This is a genomic window from Opitutus terrae PB90-1, from assembly GCF_000019965.1.
GTDB classification, from domain to species: domain Bacteria; phylum Verrucomicrobiota; class Verrucomicrobiia; order Opitutales; family Opitutaceae; genus Opitutus; species Opitutus terrae.
Window position 1 is genome coordinate 5,049,865 of record NC_010571.1, and the last position, 25,844, is coordinate 5,075,708.

General features: G+C 65.9%; 23 protein-coding genes. 12 read left to right on the top strand and 11 right to left on the bottom strand.

Translation table 11 applies throughout. The features are described 5' to 3' along the window. Positions 1-90 precede the first annotated feature (90 nt). The 6 genes from OTER_RS19640 to OTER_RS26730 all read left to right on the top strand — a co-directional run bounded on the left by OTER_RS19640 (position 91) and on the right by OTER_RS26730 (position 5,139). The gene (locus OTER_RS19640) at positions 91-903 is read left to right on the top strand and encodes an electron transfer flavoprotein subunit beta (protein ID WP_012376691.1); all 813 of its coding nucleotides are present in this window, start codon (positions 91-93) and stop codon (positions 901-903) included. Positions 904-907: 4 nt separating this feature from the next. Further along, complete coding sequence (locus OTER_RS19645) at positions 908-1,942, top strand: electron transfer flavoprotein subunit alpha/FixB family protein (RefSeq protein WP_012376692.1); 1,035 nt, start codon at positions 908-910, stop codon at positions 1,940-1,942. 130 nt (positions 1,943-2,072) lie between these two features. Then, the gene (locus tag OTER_RS19650) at positions 2,073-2,363 is read left to right on the top strand and encodes a hypothetical protein (protein ID WP_012376693.1); all 291 of its coding nucleotides are present in this window, start codon (positions 2,073-2,075) and stop codon (positions 2,361-2,363) included. A 173-nt stretch (positions 2,364-2,536) separates the two neighbouring features. Next, positions 2,537-3,721 carry an enoyl-ACP reductase FabV gene (fabV, locus tag OTER_RS19655; protein WP_012376694.1) on the top strand — a complete coding sequence of 395 codons (1,185 nt, stop codon included), beginning with the start codon at positions 2,537-2,539 and terminating at the stop codon, positions 3,719-3,721. Between the two features lie 101 nt (positions 3,722-3,822). After that, positions 3,823-4,275, top strand: coding sequence for a D-aminoacyl-tRNA deacylase (gene dtd, locus OTER_RS19660; RefSeq protein ID WP_012376695.1), 453 nt, complete (start codon positions 3,823-3,825; stop codon positions 4,273-4,275). A gap of 177 nt (positions 4,276-4,452) precedes the next feature. Then, the gene (locus OTER_RS26730; RefSeq protein WP_012376696.1) at positions 4,453-5,139 is read left to right on the top strand and encodes a choice-of-anchor K domain-containing protein; all 687 of its coding nucleotides are present in this window, start codon (positions 4,453-4,455) and stop codon (positions 5,137-5,139) included. Positions 5,140-5,180: 41 nt separating this feature from the next. Here OTER_RS26730 and OTER_RS19670 read toward each other — a convergent pair whose 3' ends face one another. After that, positions 5,181-6,005, bottom strand: coding sequence for an isocitrate lyase/PEP mutase family protein (locus OTER_RS19670; RefSeq protein ID WP_012376697.1), 825 nt, complete (start codon positions 6,003-6,005; stop codon positions 5,181-5,183). A 119-nt stretch (positions 6,006-6,124) separates the two neighbouring features. Next, positions 6,125-7,147, bottom strand: a complete 1,023-nt coding sequence (locus OTER_RS19675; RefSeq protein WP_012376698.1) for an AI-2E family transporter — start codon at positions 7,145-7,147, stop codon at positions 6,125-6,127. A gap of 121 nt (positions 7,148-7,268) precedes the next feature. Here OTER_RS19675 and aroE point away from each other — a divergent pair, with 121 nt between their 5' ends. Further along, positions 7,269-8,129 (top strand): shikimate dehydrogenase, encoded by an 861-nt coding sequence (gene aroE / locus OTER_RS19680; RefSeq protein ID WP_044892732.1) that lies wholly within the window; start codon positions 7,269-7,271, stop codon positions 8,127-8,129. 142 nt (positions 8,130-8,271) lie between these two features. Here aroE and OTER_RS19685 read toward each other — a convergent pair whose 3' ends face one another. Both OTER_RS19685 and OTER_RS19690 read right to left on the bottom strand, forming a co-directional pair. After that, positions 8,272-10,842 carry a DUF5060 domain-containing protein gene (locus tag OTER_RS19685; RefSeq protein WP_158305489.1) on the bottom strand — a complete coding sequence of 857 codons (2,571 nt, stop codon included), beginning with the start codon at positions 10,840-10,842 and terminating at the stop codon, positions 8,272-8,274. A gap of 457 nt (positions 10,843-11,299) precedes the next feature. Then, on the bottom strand, positions 11,300-12,637 hold the full coding sequence (locus OTER_RS19690) for a PQQ-binding-like beta-propeller repeat protein (protein WP_158305490.1): 1,338 nt from the start codon (positions 12,635-12,637) through the stop codon (positions 11,300-11,302). A 107-nt stretch (positions 12,638-12,744) separates the two neighbouring features. Between OTER_RS19690 and OTER_RS19695 the strand changes: the two genes are divergently transcribed. From OTER_RS19695 to OTER_RS19710, 4 genes are all read left to right on the top strand, one after another. Then, complete coding sequence (locus OTER_RS19695) at positions 12,745-14,523, top strand: SLC13 family permease (RefSeq protein ID WP_012376702.1); 1,779 nt, start codon at positions 12,745-12,747, stop codon at positions 14,521-14,523. Positions 14,524-14,622: 99 nt separating this feature from the next. Next, positions 14,623-15,534, top strand: coding sequence for a diacylglycerol/lipid kinase family protein (locus OTER_RS19700; protein WP_012376703.1), 912 nt, complete (start codon positions 14,623-14,625; stop codon positions 15,532-15,534). After that, positions 15,531-16,334, top strand: coding sequence for a metallophosphoesterase family protein (locus tag OTER_RS19705; protein ID WP_012376704.1), 804 nt, complete (start codon positions 15,531-15,533; stop codon positions 16,332-16,334). Before OTER_RS19700 ends, OTER_RS19705 begins: the two co-directional genes overlap by 4 nt. Positions 16,335-16,423: 89 nt before the next feature. Next, positions 16,424-16,855 (top strand): HIT family protein, encoded by a 432-nt coding sequence (locus tag OTER_RS19710; protein WP_012376705.1) that lies wholly within the window; start codon positions 16,424-16,426, stop codon positions 16,853-16,855. A 47-nt stretch (positions 16,856-16,902) separates the two neighbouring features. Here the strand turns inward: OTER_RS19710 and OTER_RS19715 are convergent, their stop codons facing one another. From OTER_RS19715 to OTER_RS19745, 7 genes are all read right to left on the bottom strand, one after another. Then, positions 16,903-17,925, bottom strand: coding sequence for a glycoside hydrolase family 43 protein (locus OTER_RS19715; protein ID WP_012376706.1), 1,023 nt, complete (start codon positions 17,923-17,925; stop codon positions 16,903-16,905). A 157-nt stretch (positions 17,926-18,082) separates the two neighbouring features. Further along, on the bottom strand, positions 18,083-18,769 hold the full coding sequence (locus OTER_RS19720; protein WP_012376707.1) for an SDR family oxidoreductase: 687 nt from the start codon (positions 18,767-18,769) through the stop codon (positions 18,083-18,085). A 150-nt stretch (positions 18,770-18,919) separates the two neighbouring features. After that, positions 18,920-19,321 (bottom strand): ExbD/TolR family protein, encoded by a 402-nt coding sequence (locus OTER_RS19725; protein WP_012376708.1) that lies wholly within the window; start codon positions 19,319-19,321, stop codon positions 18,920-18,922. Continuing rightward, positions 19,318-19,908, bottom strand: a complete 591-nt coding sequence (locus tag OTER_RS19730) for a MotA/TolQ/ExbB proton channel family protein (protein ID WP_012376709.1) — start codon at positions 19,906-19,908, stop codon at positions 19,318-19,320. The genes OTER_RS19725 and OTER_RS19730 overlap by 4 nt, the downstream gene beginning before the upstream one ends. A gap of 331 nt (positions 19,909-20,239) precedes the next feature. Next, complete coding sequence (locus tag OTER_RS19735) at positions 20,240-21,223, bottom strand: glucose-6-phosphate dehydrogenase assembly protein OpcA (RefSeq protein WP_012376710.1); 984 nt, start codon at positions 21,221-21,223, stop codon at positions 20,240-20,242. Between the two features lie 119 nt (positions 21,224-21,342). After that, positions 21,343-22,881, bottom strand: coding sequence for a glucose-6-phosphate dehydrogenase (zwf, locus tag OTER_RS19740; protein ID WP_012376711.1), 1,539 nt, complete (start codon positions 22,879-22,881; stop codon positions 21,343-21,345). Between the two features lie 144 nt (positions 22,882-23,025). Further along, complete coding sequence (locus OTER_RS19745; RefSeq protein WP_044892735.1) at positions 23,026-23,439, bottom strand: YraN family protein; 414 nt, start codon at positions 23,437-23,439, stop codon at positions 23,026-23,028. A gap of 91 nt (positions 23,440-23,530) precedes the next feature. On the opposite strand from OTER_RS19745, the gene OTER_RS25400 reads away from it, so the two are divergent. Then, positions 23,531-25,714 carry an ATPase, T2SS/T4P/T4SS family gene (locus OTER_RS25400; RefSeq protein WP_012376713.1) on the top strand — a complete coding sequence of 728 codons (2,184 nt, stop codon included), beginning with the start codon at positions 23,531-23,533 and terminating at the stop codon, positions 25,712-25,714. The last annotated feature ends 130 nt before the right edge of the window (positions 25,715-25,844 follow it).

Consider the following 25,844-nt stretch of genomic DNA (forward strand, 5'->3'; position numbering starts at 1 on the left):
CGCACCGTCATCGCTAAAAACCCTCTCTCTTTCCAACTCCGTTCGGCTTCGCGTCCATCCGCGTGATTCGCGGGCCCCTGTCTTATCCTCATGAGTAACGCCTACCACATCGTCGTCTGCGGCAGCCTCGTGCCTGATCCGCTGCAGACGCTGGAACCCATCAGCACGCCCACCGGGCCCGCGCTGAAAAACGAAATGATGTTGCCCGCCGTGCTCGACCCTTGGGCCGGCCACGCGCTGTTCGAAGCCGCGAACCTCGCGAAGAAAAATCCTGGCAGCAAGGTGTGGCTGGTGAGTATCGGCCCCAAGGCGAAGCTCCAGCAGGTGATGATGACGGTCGCGCAGAAGGTGCCGTTTGAACTCGTCGCGCTCGACGGCCCGGCCAGCGGATTCACCGAATCGGCCGACATTGCCGCTGCGCTCGCCACGGCGATCCAAGGCATCGCCGGACTCGATCGCTCGCGCCTGCTCGTTTTCGGCGGATGGGAATCCGCCTCGCGCGGCGCCGGCACGACCCTGCAGATGGTCGGCGAGCGGCTCGGCATCACCGATCAATTCCAAGGCGTGGACGAACTCACCGTGCAACCCGACGGCGTGATCCGCGTACTCGAGCGCATCGAGGGCGGCCGGCATCAGGTTTCCACGTGCAACGCGTTGCCCGCGCTACTCGGCTGGGCGACCGGCAATCTTCCCGAACCGCCCAATAACCCGCAGGTCGGAATGGCGAACATGCGCACGGTCATGCCGGCGTTGCAGCGCGCGCAGCCGGCCAAGATCGCGAGTGACGGCGTCGCCTTCGCCAGCGTCTCGCTGCCCAAGCAGCGGCGCGAAACCAGGGTCGTCAAGGACCTCACGCCCGACGCCATCGCCGCCGAAATCGTCGCCTGGATCGGAAAGGAATAAGCCCATGGAAACCCTCCTCTTTCTCGCTCACACCGAACCCGATGGCTCGCTCGCAAAGCCGGCACTCGAAACCCTCACGTCCGCGAAGTCGCTCGCGGCGAGCCTTAGCGCGACATTCGTCGCCGGGCTCGTCGGCGGTGAAGTGCAACCCGCAGCGAACCAGATCGCCGCTTGCGGTGCGACGCGCTTGCTCGGCGTCGCCGGCCCGGAGTTCGCGGCCTCGCGCTACGCCACCGACATCGTCGCCATCGAAGCGCTCGCGAAATCCGCCAACGCCACGCTCGTCGTCGCGCCCGCCACGTCGCGCTGGAACCGCGTGCTCGCCGGCGCGGCGCAGCGGCTCGGCGGCCGGATCGACGCCCACGTCACCGGCGCGGCCGTCACCGAAGGGAAACTGAATCTCACGCGCTGGTACTACCGCCAGCGGATGGAAGCGGTGGTCCAGCGCACCCGCCGGCCGTGGTTCATCCTGCTTGAGTCGGGTTGCGCCGAGCCGTGGCAGGGCGCGGCCGGAACCGCGACCGTCGAAGCTGTCGCCGTCCCGCTCACTCCTGCCCAGCAGCACACTGCCGTGGTCGGCGTGCAGGCGCCCGCCGCCGACGCGCAGACCATCCGGCCCGACGCCCAGCTTCTGTTCGTCGCCGGCGCGGGCTGGACCAAGAAACAATCCGACGGCCAGCCGCACGTGCCGGAAGCCGAAAAACTGATCCTCGATTTTCTCGGCAAAACCAAGGCCTCGCTCGGCAGCACCAAGTCGCTCGTCGATCTCAGCGGCGAAGGTCAGGCCGTGCTCCCGTTCATGTCGCACCTCAACCAGGTCGGCCAGACCGGCTCCACGCCGCGGCACCCGAAAGGTCTGGCGACGTGCTGCCACGGTGAGGAGCCGCACACCGTCGGCTGGCGGTTCATCAACGAGCGCCGCGCGATCAATCTCAACCCGAGCTGCAGCTGGGCGCAGGGCAAGGCCGACGTCCTCTACGTCGCCGACGCGTTCGCGGTCATGCGCAAGGTGAACGAGCTTCTTGCCGCGAGATCCTAGCTCCCCCGCGCCCATCTGCAGCCCCCCGCCTCGGCCCAATGTAACCTGTTAGGTTACATTGGCGGAGTGCCGTCGCCGACAATCCGCGTTGCCTCGCGGCCTGTTCGCGCGAGGATGCCATGTCGCCCGCATGAACTCGGCCGATTCCTCACCCCCTCCCCCCGCCGCGGTTCCTTCCGGTTCCAACGCGCCGTACGGACCGACGCGGTGGGTGCCGTGGATGATGGTGGCCACGCTGGCAATTCTTTGCGCCTGTTTGGCGCAGCTCTGGTTTATGACACGCGCAGAGAACGCCCTCCTGCGTGACCAGCAGCGGCTCACAGAGCTGGAATTACGCAACGCGCGCCAGCACGCCGAAGCCGAACGCATCCTGACGCAGCGCGAGATCGCTGACCTGCGGAGACAGCTTTCCCCTCGGTAAAATTCGCTCTGCCGCCGCCACAGGCCGCCGATCGAACTGGTCATCGGCCAGCGAGCGAGATTCCACCCACGGTCAGCCGCGGCTGCCCATGGTCCGCCCGGTCTTTTGGGGGCGAAAACGGATCACAGACTAGGACTTGCCAGACGTGCCATCACCCTAACACTGCGCCCGGTATGATTATCCAACCCCGCGTTCGCGGATTTGTCTGCGTCACCTCTCACCCCGTGGGTTGTGCCGCTCACGTTCAGGAATGGATCGATTACGTTAAGTCGAAGGGCGTGATCGCCCACGGGCCGAAGAAGGTCCTCGTGATCGGTGCCTCCACGGGCTACGGGCTGGCTTCCCGAGTGACCGCCGCGTTCGGATCCGGCGCCGCCACGATCGGCGTGTTCTACGAGCGTCCCTCCGAGGAGGGACGGTTGGCGACGCCGGGTTGGTATAACAGCATCGGGTTCACGCGCGCCGCGCGCGCCGCCGGGCTATACGCCCGCAACTTCAACGGCGACGCCTTTTCCGACGACATCAAGAAGCAGGTGCTCGACGCCATCAAAGCCGATCTCGGCCAGGTGGACTTGGTCATCTACTCGCTCGCTTCGCCCCGCCGGACGCATCCGCGCACCGGGACGGTGCACAAATCCGTCCTCAAACCCGTCGGTGCGCCCTACACCAACAAGACGGTCGACACCGACACCGGGATCGTCAGCGAGATCACGATCGAACCCGCCACCGAAACCGAGATCGCCGACACGATCGCGGTGATGGGCGGCGAGGATTGGGAGCTGTGGATGCACGCCCTCCGCGACGCCAACCTCCTCGCGCCCAACGCGCAAACCGTCGCCTACTCTTACATCGGCCCGGAGGTCACCTGGCCGGTCTACAAAAACGGCACGATCGGTCTCGCCAAGAACGACCTGGAGCGCGCCGCGCAAGCGCTCGACGCACTGCTCAAGCCCACCGGCGGCCGCGCGTTCATCGCGGTGAACAAGGCGCTGGTCACGCAAGCCAGCTCGGCGATTCCCGTCGTGCCACTCTACATTTCGATTCTCTACAAGATCATGAAGGCCCGCGGTACGCATGAACGCTGCATCGAGCAGATGCAGCGGCTGTTCGCGACGCACATGTACAACGGCCAGACGCCGCGCTTCGACGAGACGGGCCGCGTCCGGATCGACGATCTCGAGATGGCGCCCGAAGTCCAGGCAGCCGTGCGTGAGATCTGGCCGACGGTGACCACCGCCAACCTCGTCGAACGCACCGACATCGCTGGCTATCGTTCGGAATTCCTCCGGCTCTTCGGCTTCGGCATGCCCGGCGTCGACTACCAGGCCGACGTCGATCCGCACATTCCGATGATCTGACGCGCGGACGGCGCGAAGGAGTAGGTGCCAAGTGACAAGCATCAAGACCCCCGGGGGCCGAGTTCTTGCCACTTGGCCCTTGCTCCTTGTTACTTCGTTCCGTGCGCGCCGTAATCCAGCGGGTCTCGTCGGCCAGTGTCGCCGTTGATGGTCAGATCACCGGCGCGATCGCACGCGGGCTGCTCGTGCTGCTGGGCGTGGCCCACGACGACACGCCCGCGGATGTGGAATGGCTGGCGGGGAAGATCTGCGCGCTGCGGATCTTCGAGGATGATGAGGGCCGGATGAATCGTTCCGTTGTGGAAACCGCTGGCGGCGTGCTGGTCGTGAGCCAGTTCACGCTGCTGGCCAGCACCCGCAAAGGCACGCGTCCCTCGTTCAACGACGCTGCCCGTCCGGAACTCGCGGAGCCGCTCTACGCAGCTTTCCTGCAACAGGTATCCGGCCGGCTCGGCCGCCCCGCTGCCAGCGGGGTCTTCGGCGCGATGATGACCGTGAGTTTGGTCAACGACGGCCCGGTCACGCTCGTCATCGATTCACACGCCCGCGAGTAAGCGTCCCGGCATCGCGCGCCGTGCCTGCCGGGGAAAGCCTGATACACGGCCTTCGCTTTCGCGCACGCTGCGCTCCATCCTTTTCGCGCCGGTCGGTCGTTGTAACCGACGTACGGTGACAGCACTCTGTGCGCGTCGGCAGCCTGTCGGCGGCCGCAGTCCTGGCACAACCCACCCATGAAACGTATCCTCAGTCTCCTCCTGCTCTCCGTCCTGGCGTGCGCGGGCTCCGCGCACGGCCAGTTGCTCCTCACCGGTACCACCCGCGGTGATTTCACCGGCCCGCTGCCGGCCAACACCTGGGTGCTCAACGGTCCCGTAACCTCCATCTTCGCCTCGGGCATCCCCGGCTCGGGCATCGACACCCAGACCTCGATCACCTTCACCGGCGCGAGTTTCACCAACGAGCCGGCGAGTTGGTGGTTCGGCATCGGCAGTGTGAAAATCAAGAATGGCATGACGCTGCTCGGCACCACCGCCGCTACGGCGACGATGGATCTTTACATGGATATTCCGGCCGAGGGTGTGTCGAACTTCCTGCTCACCACGCTGACCTTCGGGCTCGACAACACCAGCAACAGCGGCACGCAAAACATTCCCGACATCTTCTATCTCGGCCACAGCGCGCCCGCCACCCTCGTGCTTCCCGACAAGATCGTCTCGTTCGATATCGCGCTGACGGATCCCACGTATGAGACCGGCCAGTCCATCGGCGAGCGCAAGACGGGCACCGTCGGTCTGACCGCGGCCTTCACGTTCGTGCCCGTTCCCGAACCTTCAACCTATGCCGCCTTCGCCGCGCTTGGCTTGATCGGCGTGGCCGCGGTGCGTCGCTTCCGACGGCCCGCAGCCCAGCTCGGCTGAGTTTTCCCGTCGGCTGGAGAGAATCGGCTTCAGCCGCCTCCTCACGGCTGCCAATACGGCGCCAGCTCTGACGAGCTCAAGGTGCGTTCCACATAGGTGAACGCACCTTTTTCTTTGATCTCATCCGCCGCCGCACACAACGCCGTCATCGCGGCGCGATAGAGCGACATGGCCAGGCTGATCCGCTTCACGCCAGCCGCTTCGAGCGCCGCCACCGAAAAGGTGGCTCCCTTCATCCCGTTCATGAAGTTCACCGGCCTCGACACGGCCGAGCAGACGGTGCGGACGGACGCGAGGTCGCGCAGCCCGGGTGCGAACAATACATCGGCACCGGCGCGCTCGTAGGCCTGCAGCCGCCGGATAGCCTCATCGAGATCCGGCCGGCCGCAGACGAAACCTTCCGTGCGTGCCGTGAGCGTGAAGGGAAAGCGCAGAGCGCGCGCCGCCTCGACCGCCGCCGCCACGCGTTCCGTGGCCAAGCCGAAGTCGTAGAGCGGCGCCGCATTGTTGTTGGTGCCGTCCTCGATGGATCCGCCGACCAACCCGACCTCCGCGGCACGTCGAATGGTCTCCGCCACGTTTTCGGGCGAGTCGCCGTAACCATTTTCCAAATCCGCTGACACCGGCAGGTGCGTGGCCTGAACGATCGCCCGCGCGCCGGCCAGCGCTTCGTCCCGCGACAGTCCGTGATCCGCGCGACCCAGCGCACCGGCCGCCGCCGCGCTCGAGGTGGCGAGCGCCTTGAATCCGCGCCCCGCGAGAATTCGCGCGGAGCCCGCATCCCATGGATTCGGAATCACGAAAATTCCCGGATGTTCGTGGAGCGCCCGGAACTGCTGCGCCTTCTCGGCCTGCGTTGTGCTCATGTCGTGTCGGAGGGTTGGCGGTCAGAGTCGGATTCTGCGCCGCTGTCCTCGCAAGGCGATGCTCAGGGTGCGGCGGGTCCGATACACCACCGGCGAAATCCGGCCGTCGCAGGCCGGCCTCACTCGTGCGGCTTCGCTTCCAAGGTGTCCTCGACGTAAAGATCCTTGACCAGGACCATCACCACCACGGCGAGCGGCATCGCGAAGATCACGCCGGGCACGCCGAGCAACAGGCCAAACGCCACGATCGCCAGCAAGCCGAGCACCGGCGGCAGTTTCACCGCCCAGCGCTGCACGAGCGGCGTGATGACGTTGCTCTCGATCTGCTGCACCGCCACATACACCAGCGCCGCATACAGCACCGTGTTCGGTCCATGCGAGAACGCCAGCAGCAGGCCCGGCACCGCCGCGACGATCGGACCGATCACCGGCACGAACTCCAGCAGGCCGGCGAGCACGCCGAGCGAGAGCGCCAGGGGCACGCCGATCAGCCCGAGCGCGACGCCGGTGAGCACGCCAACCGCAAGCATCGCGATGGCTTGCGCGACCAGCCACTTCCGCAGCGCGACGCCCGCATCGTCCAACGCCCGCCGTAGCTGCGGTCGCCGCCGCGGGGGCACGAGCCGCAGCGCGCCATCGCGGTAAAGCTGCGGATCCGCGGCGAAATAAACCCCAAGAAAAAGGACCAGCAGCAGGTTCGCCGCCGCGCCGAAGACCGAACCCACGAACGCGCCCGCCTGCGACAACGCTTCCGTGTTGCCGCCCACCTGCCGCACCGAGTCGACCACCATGCGTCCGGCGGGCGACTGGCCGAGCCACTGCTCGACCTTGTGCAGCGCCTCAGGGAGCTGCCGCTGCAGTTCGCCAAACTGGGTTACGATCTCGTTGCCAAACAGCCAGCTCAGGGCGGCGACCGCCACGAGCATCAGCGCCACCACGATCAACAGACTCCAACGCGCCCCGAGGTGTGTTTTCCGCGACAGCGGGCCCGACAGCGATAGGAGCACGCTGGCGAGCACGATCCCGCCAAACGCGACCACGATCGCGTCGGCAATCAGCCACAGCACGGCGGCGAGCGCCACCAGCCCGATCGCGATCAGGATCGTGCGCGTGCCGCGAGAAGTGGTGGGAGATGAGGGCATCGGAACGGCAGCGGCGCGCTTGGAGCGCTGGATTGCCGCTCGGTTCCCGCTCCTGTCCTCCGCCGCAGGAGGCCGCGCCAAACGCTCGACTCGCCCCAGCCGCTTTTTCAACGTGGCGCTGATGCCGACGCCTACGTCTTTTCTCCACGAACTGGTTGGCTGCATGTCGCAGGGCGCCGCCGGCAACCCGACCGTCGCCATGATCCAGGCAGCATTTACGCACCACCAGCTGCCGTGGCGTTACATCAATCTCGAGGTCGCGCCTGCTGACCTGCCCGCCGCGGTCCACGGCGCTTTGGCGATGGGCTTTCGCGGCTTCAATCTCTCGATGCCGCACAAGGTCGCGGTCATCCCGCTCCTCGCTGGACTTGGCGAGTCGGCCAAGCTGATTGGGGCGGTCAACTGCGTCGTGCGCCGCGACGGCGCGTTCGTCGGCGAGAACACGGACGGGAAGGGTTTTCTCACGTCGCTCCAGACGGTGATCGATCCGCGCGGGACCAACGTGGTGCTGTTCGGCGCCGGCGGAGCGGCGCGCGCGATTGCGATCGAGCTCGCGCTCGCCGGGATTCGCCACCTTACGATCGTCAACCGCGCAATGGATCGCGGCCGCGGCCTGGTCGACGCGTTGCGCGCGGGCACGCCCACCGAGGTGACTTTCGTGCCGTGGAGCGGCAACTATGTTGTGCCCTCCGACACTCAGGTCCTCATCAATGCGACCTCGATCGGCCTCTACGCGCCCGAGGCCCGCGTGCCGGTCGCGGTGGAATCACTCCGGCCCGAGATGGTGGTGGCTGACGTGGTCTTCAACCCGCCCAACACCCGGTTCCTGGACGAGGCCGCCGCGCGCGGCTGCACCACGCTCGACGGACTGGGCATGCTGGTGAACCAAGGCGTGATCGGCGTCTCGTACTGGACCGGTGTCACCCCCGACGCTGCGGTGATGCGCCGCGCGCTGGAGCAGGCGCTCGGATTGGCGCGCTGACGTTTATTCGCGGCGCCCGTCGCAGGTCCCTCGCCAGTCAGAGACCGGCGCCCGTAGCGCCAGTCTTCGACTGGCGCTTGAGGGATTGCTGCGCGGTCGGCGAAAGGACGCAGACCGCGCCTGCCGGGAGGTCTTGCCGGTGTTACTTCACCGTGAAACCCACCTGCAGGGACGTCCCGGCGGTGCCGGTGCGATCCTTGCCGGAGTACGGCACCACTTTCAGCGTGTGCGACCCGACCGACGGCGTCCACGAATAGTAGTTGCCAGTGCCGTCGCCCGCCAGCGTGTAAGGAGCGACGTTCTCCGTCCGCAGGGTTTTGCCGTCGAGGATGAACGCCACGCTGCCGACCGTGCCGCTGGTTTCCGCGCGGACGTTGAGTGCCTTGCCATCGGTGCCGAACGTGATCGTGCTGCCGTTGGTGAGCGCCCGGAGGTCCTTTTCCGTGCTGGCGTTGATCAACGTCAGCTTGGTCACACTCGCACCGCTGGCGGGCTCGCTGACCACCGGCGCCGACGACGAGTCTTCGGTGGCCGTCGATTGCACGGTGAAGCTCACCTGCAGCGCGGTCCCCGCATTGCCCGTCCGGTCCCGGCCGGAATAGGGCACCACTTTCAGCACGTGCGTACCGACCGATGGGGTCCACGACGCATAGTCGCCGTTGCTGTCGCCTGCGAGCGTGTACGGAGCCATATTCTCCGTCTGGATCGTCTGGCCGTCGAGGATGAACGCCACGCTGCCGACCGTGCCGCTGGTCGTCGCGCGCACGTTGAGTGCCTTGCCATCGGTGCCGAACGTGATCGTGCTGCCGTTGGTGAGCGCGCGGAGGTCCTTTTCGGTGCTCGCGTTGACCAGCGTCAGCTGGGTCACCGCGGTCGTGCTCGTCGGCTCCGTAGGGGCGGGGGCGGGAGCGCCCGTCGTGGTGCCCGAGGTTCGGCGCAGCAGCGCCACCCAGTCCTCGCTCTGTTGCGTCGGCGGCCGACCGATGGCGGCGGTGCCGCCCGCGATCGACTTCACTGTCCCCGTCTGCAGGCTGCCACCGGCGCGCGGGTTGTACCAATGCACCGTGTAGCCCTCGCCTGACGGGACCGTGATGTTCGTGATCGCCCCCTGCGGCAGATAGATCGCGTACGCGACTCCGGGCTTGCCAAAGCAGTAGTCCGAGGTCGAGGAGGTGATGCTGTCGTAGTTGGCCACCAGCGGCAGCGGCATGTAGTCGCGCATGAACTGCGCCGCATGCTGCGTGAGCGTCCACATCTTGTCGCGGCTCTTCCAGTCCTCGAGCGTCAGGTCGGTCTGCGGATAGTTGTACCCAAAGTACCACTCCACGCCCGCGCCACCCGCCAGCAGGCTGCCCCACAGCACGCGGTGCACGATCGTCTCGTGCGCCGGATCGTTCGCATCCGGCACCACGCCCGCACTCGAGGGCCCGAGCTCGTCGACCGACACGACCCATTTGGAGCCGGCGGCCGCCGATTTCTTGACCCACTTGAGCGTCTGCTCATGCACGATCGACGGACTTTCCAGCTGCAGCGACGCGCCGCTGATCAGCTCGCTGCCGAGATGTCCGGTATAGATCGTGTCGCGTTGGCTCGGGTAGGTGTGGACCGCGATGAGGCTGAAGTATGGATCGAGCGCGTTGAGGTAGTCCGCGAACGCCTCGCGCTGTGCATCGGTGTTGGTGTTTTCCTCCCCGAGATTCCACGTGACGCCGAGGTGATGGCCAAAGCGGGCGACCAGCTCGCGGTAGTAAATCTTGCGCGTGTTGCCCAGCGAACCGCCGTCAAGCAACTGGTCGCACTCCTGCTCCTGCGTGACCACGTTCAACATGATCCCGAGCTTGTCCATGTGCGAGAACACGATCTCCCACTGGGCCAGCTTGCTCACGTCAAACCGGGTGCGGTCCGTCTTGCTGACAAACGGGAACACGTCGTCGCCGTCGCCCCCGATGTTCATGGTCAGGAAATATACCGAGTTGACCTTCTTGCTCGCGAGGTAGTTGAGCGCGCCGATGATCGCCTTCCCCTTCCCGCTCTTCCAGGTCGGATCGCCCGAGCGGTAGGCGCTCAGGTGGGCGGTATAGTGATGGAGGATTTTCTTCCCGGCGCTGGTGTTGTCGAAATCGGCAAACGCGAGGAAATTCTCCGGGCTGCCGGCACCGGACTTGATGAAATATTCCTTGGAGCCCGCATGCTGCAGGTAGTGTTGGCCCACCTCCCGGAGCCGGCCTTTCGCGCGAAAATCCGCGCCGGTCTTGTCTGTCGGATCGATCGTGAAGCTGCCCGACTCACCGTTGAAGCTCGTGGCGGTGCCCGCCGTCGCCGAAGTCGAGGCCGCGACATTGCTGCCGGTCCGGAACGACGCCACGTAGGTCCAAGTGCCGGTCGCATCCGGCGTGAAATCGACGCGCCATTTGTCGCCGGAGACGGCGCCCGTGTTCGCGGCGTTGCCGTCCGCGGCAAAATAGCCCGGCACGATTAACGTGCGATTCGACGCACTGTGCTTGAACGTGACGTTCAGCCGATAGTTGGTGAACGGGTTGACCGAATTCGTCTCGCTCGTGGACGGTCCGGCAAAGGTCAGCGACACCTTGTGCCACTGTTTCTGCTCACCAGAAAAGGTTGTTTTGCTGCCCAGATTGCGGGTCGCACCCGAGGCAGAGACACAAAAGACGGAGCCCAGCACCAGCGCGCCGGCCCACACAACAGTTCGCAACAACATCATTTTTCATTCGGATTCGAGTTCTAGTCACGGCGACTGCGCTGCCGCGGTCGCCTATCGTTCGCTGGGCTGGATTTCGCGCACACTGCGACGCGAGCACTCCTCGTCGAGGAGTTTCTTTATGGCCGTCCGCGAAGTATCTCCGGTGGGTTACCCCGGAGAATCTCCTAATGTGCTGATGCGGGCAGCCCTCGTGCACCGCTTCCTCCATCGCCGTCGGAAAGGGAGCTTCGGGATTAAATCCATTTTTTACTCCAGCAGACGGCAACGGGATGCGCGCGACATGTTCGCATGGGAGCCCTGCGAGCCATCGGAGTTCCCTCGATTTGTGTCCTACTGCGCCGCCCGTACGGAAAAACCCGCAGTCGCTCGCCGCGAGCCCCGCGCCATACGCCGTCCCTGCCCGCAGCGGGCAAATGGTCCCTCCACCCGCGCGGGCGCGCTGCCGAGGTCACTCGAGCGCGTAAATGGCGCCGTCAGCGCTGCCGAAATAGACCCGCCCCTGCTCCACCGCCGGCGAAGACAGGATGGCGCCGGACGCCAGCAGATGATCCACCGCCACGGTCATCTTCTCGAAGAAGCGCGAGGGAAACAGCACCGGAGAATTCAGCTGCCCCTCGGGGGTCAGCGCCTGACGCACGTTCGCCTTCGCCGCATCGGTCTCGTATACCCATGCGATCTTCCGTCCGGCGAGATCCACCGCATAGAGCCGGCCGTTGAACGAGCCCACGAACGCGAGATCACCGGCCAGCGTCGGGGAAGAGAACGCCGGCGCGCCGAGTTCCACGCGATAAACCTCCTCGCCGGTCTGCGCATCGAGCGCGAAGAACATCGAGGGGATCGAGGTCGACGCATACACCCGGCCGTCGCGCACCGTCGGAGTGGCGTTGATCCAGGTGATCTTGTGTTTCCACCTCTGTGTCCCGGTCTGCGCCTCCACCGCGTAAAGGTGGAAATCGCGACAGCCGAAATACACCACGCCCTCCACCACCGTCGGCGAGGATTGAATGCCTTCCTGATTGTGGTTCTCCGGATCCTCGCCGGTTTTGAATTTCCATTTCAGCGCCCCGTTCGTCGCGTCCAACGCGTACAGAAACGTGTCCCAGCTGCCCACGTAGACCACGCCATCGACGACCGCCGGCGAAGCATGCACGACGTCCTGCGTGGCGAATTTCCACCGCAGTTCCCCACTTCGCGCGTCGAGCGCATAGACGTGACCGTCCCCGCTGCCGACGTGCACGCGCCCGTCCACGACCGTCGGCGACGACAAATAGCAGTCCCAGGCGTCGGCGATGACCTGCTGCTTCGGGCGGCTGCCATGCAGGCCTTTCGCGGAAAACTTTCGCTCGCCCGCCGTCTCGAATTTCCACCGCAACTGTCCGGTAGCCGCGTCCACCGCGTAAATGAAGCCGTCATAGCTGCCAAAGTAGGCCGTGCCGTCGACGATCGCGGGCGTCGAACGAACATAACCTTCGGTCGCAAACTTCCACTTTGTCGCCCCCGACCCGGCCTCCACGGCATAGAGCGAACCATCGTCGCTTCCCACGTAGAGCGTGCCGTCGACCAGCACCGGCGACGACACGACGGGACCCCCGGTTTTCACGGTCCATTTCACGCCTTTCAACGTGGCTGGACCGGTCTCCCCGCTTCGGCCGCTGTGCGCGGGATCACCGCGGAACATCGCTTGCGCGCCCAAGGCCGCCGGAACCACCAGCGCGAGCATCGTCCATGCGATCGTTAGGCCGCGGCTGCCACGCCAAGGCCGGACACAGGCGGGGGAAATAGGCATAGTGCGCCGGTTCAACACCGTGCGGCCGCCCACCCCTTCGCCTTTCCTGCGACCGACCCGCCACGACGGCAGGGAACCGACCCGGGCGGTCGCCGCACCATTCAGCTGTGACTCTCTCCATCGCCCTGCTCCTCGGCTTGATCGTCGTCGCGCTGGTGTTGTTTTCATTCGAGTGGGTGTCGAGCGACGTGGTCGCGCTCGGGCTGCTCCTTGCCCTCATCCTTACCGGACTGCTGCCCGTGAAGGAGGCCTTCGCCGGCTTCGGCAGCGAAACCGTGCTCATGATTTTCGCGCTGCTCGTGATGACCTCGGCCCTGGTGAAAACCGGCATGGTCGATCTCGTGGCGCAGGCGATTCTCCGTCACGCCGGCACGCGGTTCACCGCCCTGTTCGCCGTCATCCTGCTCACCGTGGCCGGCCTGAGCGCCTTCATCAGCAACACCGCGGCCGCCGCGCTGTTTCTGCCGATCGTCCTCGGCTTGGCCGCCAAGGCGAAGGTCTCGCCCTCCCGCCTGCTGATGCCGGTCGCCTTCGCCTCGATCCTCACCAGTTCGGTGACGCTGATCAGCACCTCCACCAATCTCGTGGTCAGCGGACTTATGACCCGGGCCGGGCTGGCGCCCTTGCGCATGTTTGAACTCGCGCCGGTCGGCATCCCGATCGCCGTCGTCGGCCTCGCCTACATGTTCTTCATCGGGCGCAAGCTCATCCCCGACCGCGCGCCCGCGAGCGGGTTGCTCGATCAATTCGGCGTCCGTTCCTACATCACCGAGGTGCTCGTGCTGCCCGATTCGCCGCTCGTCCACAAAACCCTCGCCGAATCCAACCTCGGTCGGGATCTGGACCTCGAGATCGTCCGGGTCCTGCGCAAGCCCGACGTCTCGCTCTGGCCCCGGCGCAACATGACGCTGCGCGCCGGCGACGTCCTGCTCGTCCGCGGCGCGCGGGAAGACGTGCTGAAGGTCAAGGATACCGCCGGCATCGAGATCCGGCCCGATGTGGAGCTGTCGGATCCCGATCTCCGCGCCGAAGACACGCAGCTCGTCGAGGCCCTGGTCGTGCCGCGCTCGCCCATGGTGGGTCGCACGCTCCGCCTGATCGGCCTGCGCGAACGCTATCGCGTGCAGGTGCTCGCGATCAACCGCCATGGCCGCAACCTGCTCGAGAAACTCAGCCACACACTCCTGCGCGTGGGCGACGTGCTGCTGGTGCAGGGCCGGCCGCAGGATCTCGCCCGCTTGTCCGAGGACAACATGGTGAGCGTCCTCAATGCGGTGAACGAGCGCCGCATCGACCGGCCCCGGGCCTGGCGCGCGACGATCATCTTCGCCGGCTCGCTGGCGCTGGCCACCTTCAGTGTTCTGCCCCTCCCGGTCGCCGTCCTGCTCGGCGCCTTCGCGATTTTCCTCACGCGCTGCATCTCCCCGACCGACGCGTATCGCGACATGGAGTGGCGTGCGGTCATCCTCATCGCCTGCATGCTCGCGCTGGGCGAGGCGATGATGCGCACCGGCACCGCCACTTATCTGGCCCAGCACGTCGCCACGTGGACCGCCAACTTCTCCCCGGGCTGGCTGCTCGGCGGATTCTTCGTTCTCACCGTCGCGCTCACCCAGCCCATGTCGAACCAGGCCGCCGCCGCCGTCCTGTTGCCGATCGCGGTCCAGACCGCGACGCATGCCGGACTGAACCCGCGCGCGTTCGCGATCATGATCGCGGTGGCCGCCAGCTGTTCGTATCTCACGCCACTCGAACCGGCGTGCTTGATGGTCTACGGTCCCGGGCACTATCGCTTCATCGATTTCGTGCGGGTCGGCGCCCCGCTCACTCTCCTCCTCTTCCTGATTGCGCTGGTCCTCGTTCCGCGCACCTGGCCGTTGCTGTAAACTTGCCACTCAGGTCCGCCGCCGTGGCGACGCACCGGATTCTACGCCACTGCCCCGTCCGAACCGGCTCCGGCCCCACGGGTCCACCGTCCCGGCCGCATGAACGCCATTCTCATACTCAACCCTCAGGCGGGCGCTCTCGCCCATGGCGCCGGGGATGCAGCCAGCCCGATCAAGCTGCACGATGCCTTCGCCGCCGCCGGGGTCGACGTGGCGCTTCGGCCGGTCAACGGCGATGAACTGGGCGCGACCGTGGCGGCGGCGGTCGCGCAGAAACCGGAGGCCATTTTTGTCGGCGGGGGCGACGGCACGATCAGCGCTGCCGCGGCGCATCTGGTTGATACGGGCGTGCCGCTCGGGGTGCTGCCGCTAGGCACGCTAAACCACTTCGCCCGCGATCTCGGCGTCCCCACGCCGTGGCGCGAAGCGGTCGTGGCGCTCGCGTGCGGACAGGTGCGCCACGTTGACGTGGGCGAAGTCAACGGCCGGATTTTCATCAATAACTGCTCGATCGGCTCCTACGCCGAGGCGGTGCGGCGGCGCGACGCGCTCCGTTCGGATCGCGGCCACGGCAAATGGCGCGCGATGCTCCTGGCCAGCTTCAGCGTGTTTCGCGAACTCCGGCGCATTCGTCTGCACCTCAATCTCCCCCACCAGGCGCTCGATCTGCGCACGCCGTTCCTCCTCGTGGCAAACAACCGCTACTCGGGTCACGTGCTCGAGTCGTCGTTGCGCGATCGCCTCGACCAGGGGCAGCTCTGGTTCTACAGCACCCGCGCGCGCGGCCGCGCCGACGTGCTGCGGTTGGTCTGGCAAACGCTCGTGCGCGAACTCGACGACGCCGATGCGCTCGACGTGCAGGCCGCCTCGACCGCGGTGCTCTCCTCGCCTCAGGCATCGCTGCCCGTCGCCGCCGACGGCGAACTCCTCACGCTGCACCCGCCGCTGCAGTTGCGTATTCGCCCGGGCGCGCTGAGCGTGCTGGCACCTGCCCCCGCGGGGACCGGATGAGAACGATCGCGCATCTCTCCGATCTGCATTTCGGCACGGAGATCCTCGCCGTCGTCGACGGGCTGGCGCACGAGTTGCACACCCGCCTGCCGTCGCTGGTGGTGATCAGCGGCGATCTCACGCAACGCGCCCGCCGAGCCCAGTTCGCCGCCGCTCGTAGCTTCCTCGCGCGCTTGCCTCGCCCCCAGCTGATCGTGCCGGGCAATCACGACGTTCCGCTCTACGATCTCGCGCGGCGGTTCTTCGCGCCGCTCGCGCGTTACCGCCACTACATCTGCGCGGAATTGAATCCGCTCCACTGCGACGCGGAGGTATGTGCCATCGGACTCAACACCGCGCGCTCACTCACCTGGAAAAGCGGACGCATCTCCGCCGCGCAGATCGCCCGGCTGCGCGCGCATCTCCAACACGCCGGCCCGCGGCTGAAGGTGATCGTCACGCATCACCCCTTCGTGCCGCCACCCGACGACGTCGGGATCAAGCTCGTCGGTCGCGCCGGCCTCGCAATTCCGCTCTTCGACGCGCATCAGGCGGACCTGCTTCTCGCCGGACACCTCCATCGCGGTTACGCGGCCGACATCCGCGCCCACTACCAGCTGGCGCGCCGCTCGGTGCTCGCCGCCCAGGCCGGCACCGCCACGTCGGGTCGGACCCGGCACGAACCGAATGCGTATAACTGGATCCAGCTCGAGGCGGAGCGGATCACGATCGAGGTGCGTTCGTGGAGCGGCCGTGGATTCACGACGTTGCGCACGGCGCGTTACGCGCGATCGCCCGAGGGCTGGACGCCGGAGCCGTGAGGCCTTTCCGTCGACCGGCGCGAGTGAGCGGCGGCGGGCTCGCGCACTCGACACTCCGCGGCGCGCCGTGCAGCGTTTTGCCGTTACCCATGAACGAACTGCCCGATTGCTTTTACTGCCGCAAAGATCAGCGGCTGCACGATCTCATGATCGAAATCGCGCCGCTGCGCGTTTCGACGCTCTACCTGTTCAAGGAGCAGACGTATCGTGGCCGCTGCGTGCTGGCGGCGCGGCAGCACGTGAACGAGTGGTTCGAGCTGCCGGAAGCGGAGCTCGCGCTCTTCGCCCAGGATATCGCGCGCGCGGCGCGCGCGATCAAAGCCGCGACCGGCGCGGCGAAAATCAATTACGGTGCCTACTCGGACAAGCTGCCGCACCTGCACGTGCACCTCGTGCCGAAGTATCCGAACGGCCCGACGTGGGGCTCAACCTTCACGATGATGCCCGACCCGAAGGTGCTGCTCGGCGCGGCGGAATACGCGGAACTAAGCGCCAAGATCTCCCGCGCTCTCGCCTTGTAGCCGGGGTCGCTCTGGACTCTCAGCTCTCCGCTCTGGGCTTTCGACCGCTACTTCGCTCCGCCAACTTTCTGCGGACTCGTCGTCGGGCCGAGACAGCGCGGCCCGTCCGGTGTAAACACGAGCGGGTCGATGCATAGCCGCCGCGCAGTTTGGGCGGCATCCCAGGCGTGGTAGACCACCCACTGGCTCTCGCCGTCGGGCCCGTGCACGACGCTGTTGTGCCCCGGCCCCAGCACTTGCCCGGGAACGCCGCGGAGCACCGCCGGGCCTGAGTGACTCCACTCGTCGCACCACGGCCCGAGCGGATGATCCGCGACCGCGTAGCTGACGCCGTAGTCAGCCGTTTCCCAACGTCCGCCCGAATAGAAGCAATAGTAGCGCCCCGCGTGCGGCACGACGAAGGGGCCCTCCACCGTGTGCCACGCCTCCCACACGCGATCATACCAGCGCCGCTGACGCTGAAAAATCTGCCAGTCACTCGTCGCCCGCACGACGACCTGCGCGGGGCCGGCGATGCTCAGCATATCATCACCGAGTGGCACCACCGCCGTGCCCGTCCCCACCCGCTCGTCGAAATAGTCCTTCGCAAAAAAGAGATACCAGCGGCCATCGCGTGGATCCCGGAATGGACTCGCGTCGATCGAGAACGGCTCATCGGGAAACAAATCGCGGCCCGCATCGCGGAACGGCCCCGCGGGATGTTCCGCCACCGCGACGCGCAGCCGCATGTCCGCCGCGTAGTAGAGGTAAAAACGCCCATCACGCTCGGCCACCTCGGGCGCCCAGTACGCCACCGGTTTCGTGGACGTCAGCGGCTCTAGCGCGCCGCCGACCAGCGTCCAGTTCACCAGGTCACGCGACCGCAACACGGGGAACACGCGGCCGTCCGACTGTCGGCCATCGCCCGCATCCGAGCCGGTGCCATAAGCGAAATATTCGTCGCCCGTCCGCAGCACGAACGGGTCCGCAAAATATCCCGGCCAAACTGGATTCTGGTACGTGAGTGGGAGCGCGCTCATGCCGGCACACGCTCCCTCGCCGCGGGATTCCCGCAAGCGGGGACGTAGCATTGTAGGAGCAGGTTCAGGCCGCGAAACAAACCTGCGACGCTAGCAAGGACTGCGCTCCCTTTTTAGGGCGGGGTCGCCTGACCTCGCCGGTCGACACAAAATCGCGGGGGGGTCGGGCGACCCCGCCCTACCGCCATCGAACTCGCGGCGGTGATCGTTACGCTTCGAACGGCGCCACCGTCAGCGACTGTCCGTTGTCCTTCGCTCCGAGTTGCAGCAGGAATGGCGCGGCCACCTTCGCCCACGCCTCGGCCTTCGGATAAGTCCCCGCATCCTCGCCCCACGCCGAGCGGAGCATGTCGGTGTCGATCACGCCGGGATTCAGCGCCACCGCCGCCATGCCTTTCGGCAGTTCCTGCGCCAGCGCCTTCGTCAGCCCTTCGATGGCAAACTTGGACGCGCAATACGGCGCCACCTGCGGCGACGTGCTGCGCCCCCAACCCGAGCTGAAATTCACGATCACGCCTTGCTTCCGCGCGACCATCGCCGGCACGAAATGCCGGATCATGTTCGCCACGCCGCGCACATTCACGTCGAGCACCTTCGCGAACTCGCGGTCCTCAATCTCCCACAGCGGCGCCAGCCGGTTCATCACGCCCGCGTTGTTGATCAGCAGGTCGGGCGCGGCCTCGTTCTCGAGCACTTTCGCCGCCCAGATCGCCACCTTCGTGTCTTGCGCCACGTCCACCGCGGAAAAATCGTGCGGCGCCTGATGCGCCATCCGCAGGTCGAAGATCGCCTCGCCGCCGCGGCCGCAACCGATCACAGCGTGCCCGCCGCGAATGAACTCCTCCGCCAGCGCCCGGCCCAGCCCGCGCGTCGCCCCGGTGATCACGATCTTCATGCGGGAACAGCTACCGGTCTGTCGGCGGACCGCCACTCCGAAATCGAGACTCCGTTCCGCTCACTCAGCCCATGTAGGGGGGCTCCCGCCCCCGCCACCGCGCAATCGTGGGTTCCCCTCGGCGGGATCAGGAGATCCCGCCCCACATGCCTACCGGCTCTGCAGGCTGAACTTGTTCAGCCCGGTCTTGCGGCAGGCATCCATCACGAACGCCAGCCGCTTCAACGGCGTCGTCTCGTCCGCCTTGATCAGCACCGGGATGTCCTTGTCGACGCTCTTCACCTGCTGCAGCAGCGCGGTGAGTTCTTCATCCGACACGGGCTTCCCGTTGAACGAAATCACGCTCTCCTTGTTGATCGCGATCGTCACCGTGCCCTTGAACTCGTTTTTGCCCGCAGTCTCAACCTTCGGCAGCGTGATGTTCAGCGTCGCCGCCGACTTGAACTGCATCGTGACGAACGCGAAAAAAATCAGCATCACGAGCACGTCGATCAACGGCACGAGATTCATTTCCGGCCGCCGCCGGCGGCGCTGACGCAGGCTGCTGCTCATGACCGGCCGCGCTGCAGAATCCGCTCGAGCAACACGTCCAGTTGCGCCGCGTAGTTCTCGATCCGCCGCTGCAGGTAGCCGCTGCCCACCAGCGAGGGAATCGCGATCACCAACCCGATCACCGTCGCGGAAAGCGCGAGCGCCACGCCTTGGGTGAATGCCACCGGATCAGGCAGCCCCGTTTCCGGGGAAATCTGGGAAAACACCTGCAACAAACCCGTCACCGTGCCGGTGAGCCCGATCAGCGGCGCCGCAGCATAGATCACGTCCAGATATGGCACGCCGCGTTCCATCCGGTTGATCTCAAGCCGCGCGAAGGCCTTCACCGCGTCCTCGTCGTTCTTGTGCTGCTCCGCGAACGCCACGATCCGCGAGAGGACCGTGTGCTTGCCGCCAATCAATGGCCGACCGCCCACCACCGCGTCGACCAGATCCTCCGGCATCACCGCCGCGCGGCGCAACGCATAGGACCGCTCGCAAACGATGAAGACCATGACCAGCGAGCAGAGCAAAAGCGGCCAGATCAGGACACCGGCGCCTTTGATGACATTGGCGACGTTCAGGACCTCGGTGATGGCGAGAAACATAGGTGAAGAGGTGCACGTTGTGACGTGCAGCGGGAACAAATGTTCAAGAAAAACGGGCAAGTCCATGTCGCGCTGCGCGCCGCATTGCAAGCGTCGGCTGGACCGGCGGCTTGCGCCAGTCGACGCACCGCCGCCGCAATAACGAATCCGAGGTGCGGTGACACGGATGGTAACAACGCTCACGTGCCTGCCACCGCGGGGAGGTTGTCACGCCTTTTCTAACCACCCTCTCGAAGGCAGGAAGGGTATTTCGCTGCCCGCCGGGAGCCCGTCAAACGCTCACGGAGTGACCGCCCTACCTTGGCTGGATCGGGCAGAAGCACTGACAGCTCTAGAAGAACATCGCCTCGCTCAGGGCGAGTTCCGGGCTGAGCAATCCGGCCGGCGCCGGCAACGTCGTCCGGCCCGTGCCGAAATCGGCTTCAAACAACGCGTGGCCCGCGGCCAGATCGCCGTTCCAACGGAAATATTTCCCCGGGCTCGCGTACTCGAAGCGCACGCCGAGCGTGTGTGCGGGCGCCTTCGCGTCTGAGAACGGCAGCTTCGCCACGTCGGCTCCGCAGGCTTCCAACCGCTGCCGCAACCAGCCCATCGTTTCACATGCCTCCGCGCCCAGCCCAGGCGCGTGCAGCACCACCACCCGGGTCAGGTCCGCCACCAGGTTCTCCGCCGGAAACCGCGCGAGAAACTGGCCCACCGTCTGCCGCACCGGCAGCAAGCGCGCATCCACCAGATCGCGCAGGCTCTCCGGCTTGGGCCACGGATAGACGAACGTGTCGAACGGCGCGATCGCACTGTCGATCAGCACGCGTTTGGCCCGCGTCAGCAGATACGTGTAGTCCGCGAGCCGCTTGCAGTCGGAAAACCGATGCGGCCAGTAGTACAGCGGCAGATCCGTCGAGAGACACACGGACACTTGGTTCTCCAAATACTGCCGCGCCACCATCGGATAGCTGAGCATCACGAACTCGACGCAGCGCGTGTCGTCCTTCGATTTGCCCAGGAAACACTCGCCGTAAATCTTCGCCCGCATCTCGGTCGCGCCCTGGTCGTGCCGCAGCGGACACAGCATCACCACGCGGCTCGGATAACGCTGCGAGAACCGCAGCAGTGTCTGAAACTGCGCCACCGCATCCTCCGTCGTCGTGTTGAATCCGAGATGCAGCACGAAGTTGACCTGCGTCGCCTTGACATCCTCCGCGTTGGGTCCGCCGCGCCCCTCCGCCGCGGCGCGGTCCCACATATCCGTCAGGCTGCGGGAAATCGCACCGACCGGCACCTCGATCCCCGGCAAGGCATTGAAAACTTCAGGCATGGTTCGAAAGTAACAAGTGGGAAGTCACAAGTAGCAAGAGGTGCACTCGGTCCGGTTCACGCTCCAAGTCTTGAGCCTCGCTACTTGGTCCTTGGTTCTTGCGCGGCCCCGCCGCGTTTTCATGGCTTCCTCCAGTGATGTCCGTTGCGCGCGAGCAACGTTTCGGCCGCCGGCGGGCCCCATGATCCAGCGGGATACGTGTCCATGCCTTGGGGACCGGCCGCCGCCCACGCTTCCAACACCGGCGTGCACAAGCGCCACGACGCCTCCGTCTCGTCGCCGCGGATAAAGAGCGTGCCGTCGCCGACCATCGCATCCAGCACGAGCCGCTCGTAGGCTTCGGGCGTGTTCGAGCCGAACGTCGTCGCATAGCGGAAGCTCATCTTCACCGGCTGCGTCCGCGTCTCGAGGCCCGGCACCTTCGCATTGAGGATCACGCCGAGACCTTCGTCTGGCTGAATCTGGAACGACAGCGTGTTCGCCGCCAGATCGAACTCGTCACCCGCGGCGAACAATGTACCGGGCGGCCGCTTGAAATTGATCGCGATCTCCGACACGCGACGCGCCATCCGTTTTCCCGAGCGCAGGTAGAACGGCACGCCCTGCCAGCGCCAGTTGTTGATCGAAAGCCGCAGCGCCGCGTAGGTCTCCGTCGCCGAGTTCGCCGCGATCCCCTCCTCCTCGAGATAGCCGCGCACCTTTCTCCCGCCCGTCATCCCGGCGCCATACTGCGCGCGGGCCACGTCGCCGTTGGGCCCCAGATCCAGCGGCTGAATGGCCTTCAACAGCTTCACCTTCTCGTCGCGGATCGATTCCGCCCCGAGCGACACCGGCGGCTCCATGGCGGTCAACGCGAGGAGTTGCATCGTGTGATTCTGGATCATGTCCCGCAACGCGCCGCTCTGCTCGTAATAGCCGCCGCGGCTGCCCACGCCGACCTCCTCCGCCACGGTGATCTGCACGTTGTCGATGAAGTTCCGGTTCCACAGCGGCTCGAAGATCGCGTTGGCGAATCGCTGCACCAACAAATCCTGCACCGTCTCTTTGCCGAGGTAGTGGTCGATGCGGTAGACCTGGTGCTCCTCGAACACGCCGCGGAGCGTGGCGTTGAGCGCCCGCGCCGAGGCGAGGTCCTTGCCGAAGGGTTTTTCGACGATCACCTTGGCCTGATGCGGCTCGCCGACGTAGCGCGCCGCCAGTCCGCTCGCGCCGAGATTCGCGATGATGGGCGCGAACACCGACGGCGGCGTGGAAATGTAGAACAACGTCTGCAGCGGCCGGCCGAGCTGCTTCTCGATCTCGGCAAGGTGCTGCGCGAGCCGGTCGAACGCCGGCCTTTCGTCGTAGCCACCCGCCACATAGCTCGTGCGCGCCGCCAACCGGTCCCACACCGCGGGCACCAATTCACGCCGGGAAAACTCCTTGATTGCCTCGGCCGCCAGCCCGCGGAACTCGTCGTCCGGAATCGGCTTCCGGCCATAGCCGACCAGATAGAAGTCGGCCGGCAGCAAGCCATCGACGCCGAGGTTGTAGACCGCCGGAATGAGTTTGCGCGCGGTGAGATCGCCGGAGGCGCCGAAAATCACCACGACGGTCGGGGGAGCGCCGCGGTGCTTGCTCAGTCCGTGAAGGAAGGGATGCCGCTGTGTATCAGACATGCGAAGCCGCCAACGTCGCCCGTGACCTTCGGCGATGCAAGTCGGCAGTGCCGTCCGGTGTGTCAGCGCGAGCGTCTGCCTTCTGGGGGAGCCCGGCATCCCGCCGGCTTTCATTGCGCTTCGCGCCCGCCACGCGAGTCATCCTCACGGTCGGAAATGTTTCCCGAACAGCGGTACGTTTTCGAAGTGCCGCACCGTCGGCTCCGCGTCTCCCCCACCCTCCGCGATTTCCACCACATCCAGCCGAAAGGTCGCGGGCTTCGCCGTGAGCCGCGCGAGGTACGCCTTGATCGCACGACCGAGCACCCGCTTCTTGCGCTTATCCACCGCGTAGTAGCCCGGCACGAGCGCGTTCGCCGCGCGGCTCTTCACCTCGACAAACACCAGCACCTCCCGGTCGCGGCACACCAGATCGAGCTCCTCACGACGATCGCGTGGATTCCGCCAATTGCGTGCGACCACTCGGAAGCCGCGCTCGCGCTGCAGCCACGCCGCCGCCAGCCGCTCTCCGGCGGCTCCGGCATCGTCGGCCGGCCTCAGCCCCAGCAATCGCCGCATTCGCTCCAGCATCGCAGTCGTACCCCAGCGTGGTTTCTCATTGCGGGCCGCCGCCACCCGCGGACAATCGATTCACTCGATTTCGCGCCCCATGGCCACCCCAAACATCGCCGGCACGCTGCGCCGTTCGCTGCTCATCAAAGTCATCTCCAAGCCGGCGCCCAGCCGCGAGGACGTGAGTTCGGTCATCGAGCTGACCTCGTCCAAGATCGTCGAGGCGCTCCAGGCACAGTCGATGACCTTCTACCTGGTCGAGGGCAATGACATCACCTTCCGCAATGTCTATTACTCGCCGACGCTTTGGGCCAAGGATCCCTCGCTCGAGAAAAAGCTCCAGGAAACCGCCGCCACACTGCTCGCGCTGAAACTGCCGCTCGGCACCGGTATCGTCGGCAAGGTGATCGGCACCGGCGAACCCGTTTTCTTCCGCAACACCGAGGAGCAGGCGCCGCTCATGGCGTCGCTGGCCAAAACGACCGGCTTCGAGGTCCGCTCGATGCTCACCGTGCCGCTCAAGACGAACATCGTCATCGGCGCGATCCAGGTGCTGAACAAGGAACTCTCCGCCGGCACCGACGGCGCGTTCACCGAAAAGGACCTCACGCTGCTCCGCGAGGTCGCGGAATACTCCGCCACGCTGCTGCACCGGATGCTGGATCCGAAGTTCCAGCTGAGCGCCGACGATACCGCCCGCTTCATCGCCAAGCTCACCGATCTGCCGCTCGTCACCAAGCTCAGCGAACTCGAGGTCGACGACAAACTCGTCGAGGTGATCGGCGACGCGATCATCCGCCGCGAAGGCATCTTCCCGCACAAGCGCGTCTCGCCGAATTCGCTCTCGGTGCTGATGACCAATCCGCTCGACTACGCGAAGCGGGAGTCGTTCTCGCAGGCGACCGAGATGAGCATCGACGAGGTCGCGGTGATCTCGGCCACGCAGTTCGACGAGCTGCTCCACAAGTATTTCAAGGCCGCCGCCAACGCGCCGGCCGCCGACATCGACATCGGCTCGGTCGCCGAGGTGATCAGCACCGCGTATTCGCCCGAAGGCGGCAGCTCGGAGGTGAGCGCCGCGGATCTGGAGAAGGAGGACTCCGCGCCCATCATCCAGCTCACCAACCGGATCATCGAGGACGCCTACGTTTCGGGCGCGTCCGATATTCACATCGAGCCGATGGAAAAGGACCTGCTCGTCCGCTACCGGATCGACGGTCTCTGCCAGGAGAAGCTGCGGCTGCCGAAGCAGGTCGCGAATGCGATGGTCACGCGCATCAAGATCATGTGCAACCTGGACATCTCCGAGCGCCGGTTGCCGCAGGACGGCCGCATCGTGTTCAAGAAATACACGAAAAAGAACATCGACATCGACCTGCGCGTCGCGACCGGCCCGATGAACCACGGCGAAAAGGTGGTCATGCGCATCCTCGACAAGACCAAGAGCACGCTGCCCCTGCCCGCGCTGGGTTTCTCCGAGGAAAACCTCGCCAAGTATCGCGAGTGCATCCGCCAGCCCTACGGCATGATCCTGCACTGCGGCCCCACCGGCTCCGGCAAGTCGATGACCCTCTACTCGGCGCTCGGCGAGATCAACGCGCCGGACATCAACATTCAGACGGCCGAGGATCCGATCGAATACACGCTCGCCGGCATCAACCAGATGCAGATGAGCCGGCAGATCGGGCTCACGTTCGAGCGGGCGCTGCGCTGCTACCTGCGCATGGACCCCGACGTGATTCTCGTCGGCGAAATCCGCGACAGGGAAACCGCGCAGATCGCCGTCGAAGCCGCGCTCACCGGTCACTTGCTGGTCTCGACGCTGCACACCAACGACGCGCCGTCCACGATCTCGCGCATCGGCGAGATGGGCGTGGAGCCGTTCAACATTTCCGCCTCGCTTGTCTGCGTCTGCGCCCAGCGGCTGCTCCGCCGCGTGTGCAAAAACTGCAAGGTGCCCTACGAGCCGGAAGGCCGCGAAAAGGACATCATCGAGAAAGCGCTCGGCTGGAGCGGGCCGATCTACAAAGCCAATCCGCGCGGCTGCCCCACCTGCGCGGGGCTCGGCTACAAGGGCCGTGTCGGCATCCACGAGTTGATGCTCAACTCCGAGGAACTCACCGAGGGCATCAACAAGGAAATCGAGGTCGCCGCGCTGAAACGCATCGCGATGAAAAACGGCATGAAGACGCTCCACCAGGACTCGATGCTCAAGGTCAAGCAGGGGCTCACCACGATCGAAGAAGCGCTCAGCAACGTGCCGCCGGACCTCGTGCTGTAAACCCGCCACGCCTTCACGCACGGGAGTCGGTATCGGCCATTGCGGCCGACTTCGGTGAGGTCGGTTCCGGCGTCAGCCAGCCGCCCGATTTTTCGGGGAAGCCGACTCTCTGACCGCCCGTCCGGACGAA

Bases quoted from the DNA above. Each gene is read 5' to 3' on its own strand.
- OTER_RS19715 (WP_012376706.1), bottom strand. From the start codon at position 17,925: ATGCTACGTCCCCGCTTGCGGGAATCCCGCGGCGAGGGAGCGTGTGCC.
- OTER_RS19730 (WP_012376709.1), bottom strand. From the start codon at position 19,908: ATGTTTCTCGCCATCACCGAGGTCCTGAACGTCGCCAATGTCATCAAA.
- OTER_RS19710 (WP_012376705.1), top strand. From the start codon at position 16,424: ATGAACGAACTGCCCGATTGCTTTTACTGCCGCAAAGATCAGCGGCTG.
- OTER_RS19675 (WP_012376698.1), bottom strand. From the start codon at position 7,147: ATGCCCTCATCTCCCACCACTTCTCGCGGCACGCGCACGATCCTGATC.
- OTER_RS19705 (WP_012376704.1), top strand. From the start codon at position 15,531: ATGAGAACGATCGCGCATCTCTCCGATCTGCATTTCGGCACGGAGATC.
- OTER_RS19640 (WP_012376691.1), top strand. From the start codon at position 91: ATGAGTAACGCCTACCACATCGTCGTCTGCGGCAGCCTCGTGCCTGAT.
- OTER_RS19735 (WP_012376710.1), bottom strand. From the start codon at position 21,223: ATGCCTGAAGTTTTCAATGCCTTGCCGGGGATCGAGGTGCCGGTCGGT.
- OTER_RS19650 (WP_012376693.1), top strand. From the start codon at position 2,073: ATGAACTCGGCCGATTCCTCACCCCCTCCCCCCGCCGCGGTTCCTTCC.
- OTER_RS26730 (WP_012376696.1), top strand. From the start codon at position 4,453: ATGAAACGTATCCTCAGTCTCCTCCTGCTCTCCGTCCTGGCGTGCGCG.
- OTER_RS19745 (WP_044892735.1), bottom strand. From the start codon at position 23,439: ATGCGGCGATTGCTGGGGCTGAGGCCGGCCGACGATGCCGGAGCCGCC.
- OTER_RS19725 (WP_012376708.1), bottom strand. From the start codon at position 19,321: ATGAGCAGCAGCCTGCGTCAGCGCCGCCGGCGGCGGCCGGAAATGAAT.
- aroE (WP_044892732.1), top strand. From the start codon at position 7,269: ATGCCGACGCCTACGTCTTTTCTCCACGAACTGGTTGGCTGCATGTCG.
- OTER_RS19720 (WP_012376707.1), bottom strand. From the start codon at position 18,769: ATGAAGATCGTGATCACCGGGGCGACGCGCGGGCTGGGCCGGGCGCTG.
- zwf (WP_012376711.1), bottom strand. From the start codon at position 22,881: ATGTCTGATACACAGCGGCATCCCTTCCTTCACGGACTGAGCAAGCAC.
- OTER_RS19645 (WP_012376692.1), top strand. From the start codon at position 908: ATGGAAACCCTCCTCTTTCTCGCTCACACCGAACCCGATGGCTCGCTC.
- OTER_RS19670 (WP_012376697.1), bottom strand. From the start codon at position 6,005: ATGAGCACAACGCAGGCCGAGAAGGCGCAGCAGTTCCGGGCGCTCCAC.
- fabV (WP_012376694.1), top strand. From the start codon at position 2,537: ATGATTATCCAACCCCGCGTTCGCGGATTTGTCTGCGTCACCTCTCAC.
- OTER_RS19700 (WP_012376703.1), top strand. From the start codon at position 14,623: ATGAACGCCATTCTCATACTCAACCCTCAGGCGGGCGCTCTCGCCCAT.
- OTER_RS19690 (WP_158305490.1), bottom strand. From the start codon at position 12,637: ATGCCTATTTCCCCCGCCTGTGTCCGGCCTTGGCGTGGCAGCCGCGGC.
- OTER_RS25400 (WP_012376713.1), top strand. From the start codon at position 23,531: ATGGCCACCCCAAACATCGCCGGCACGCTGCGCCGTTCGCTGCTCATC.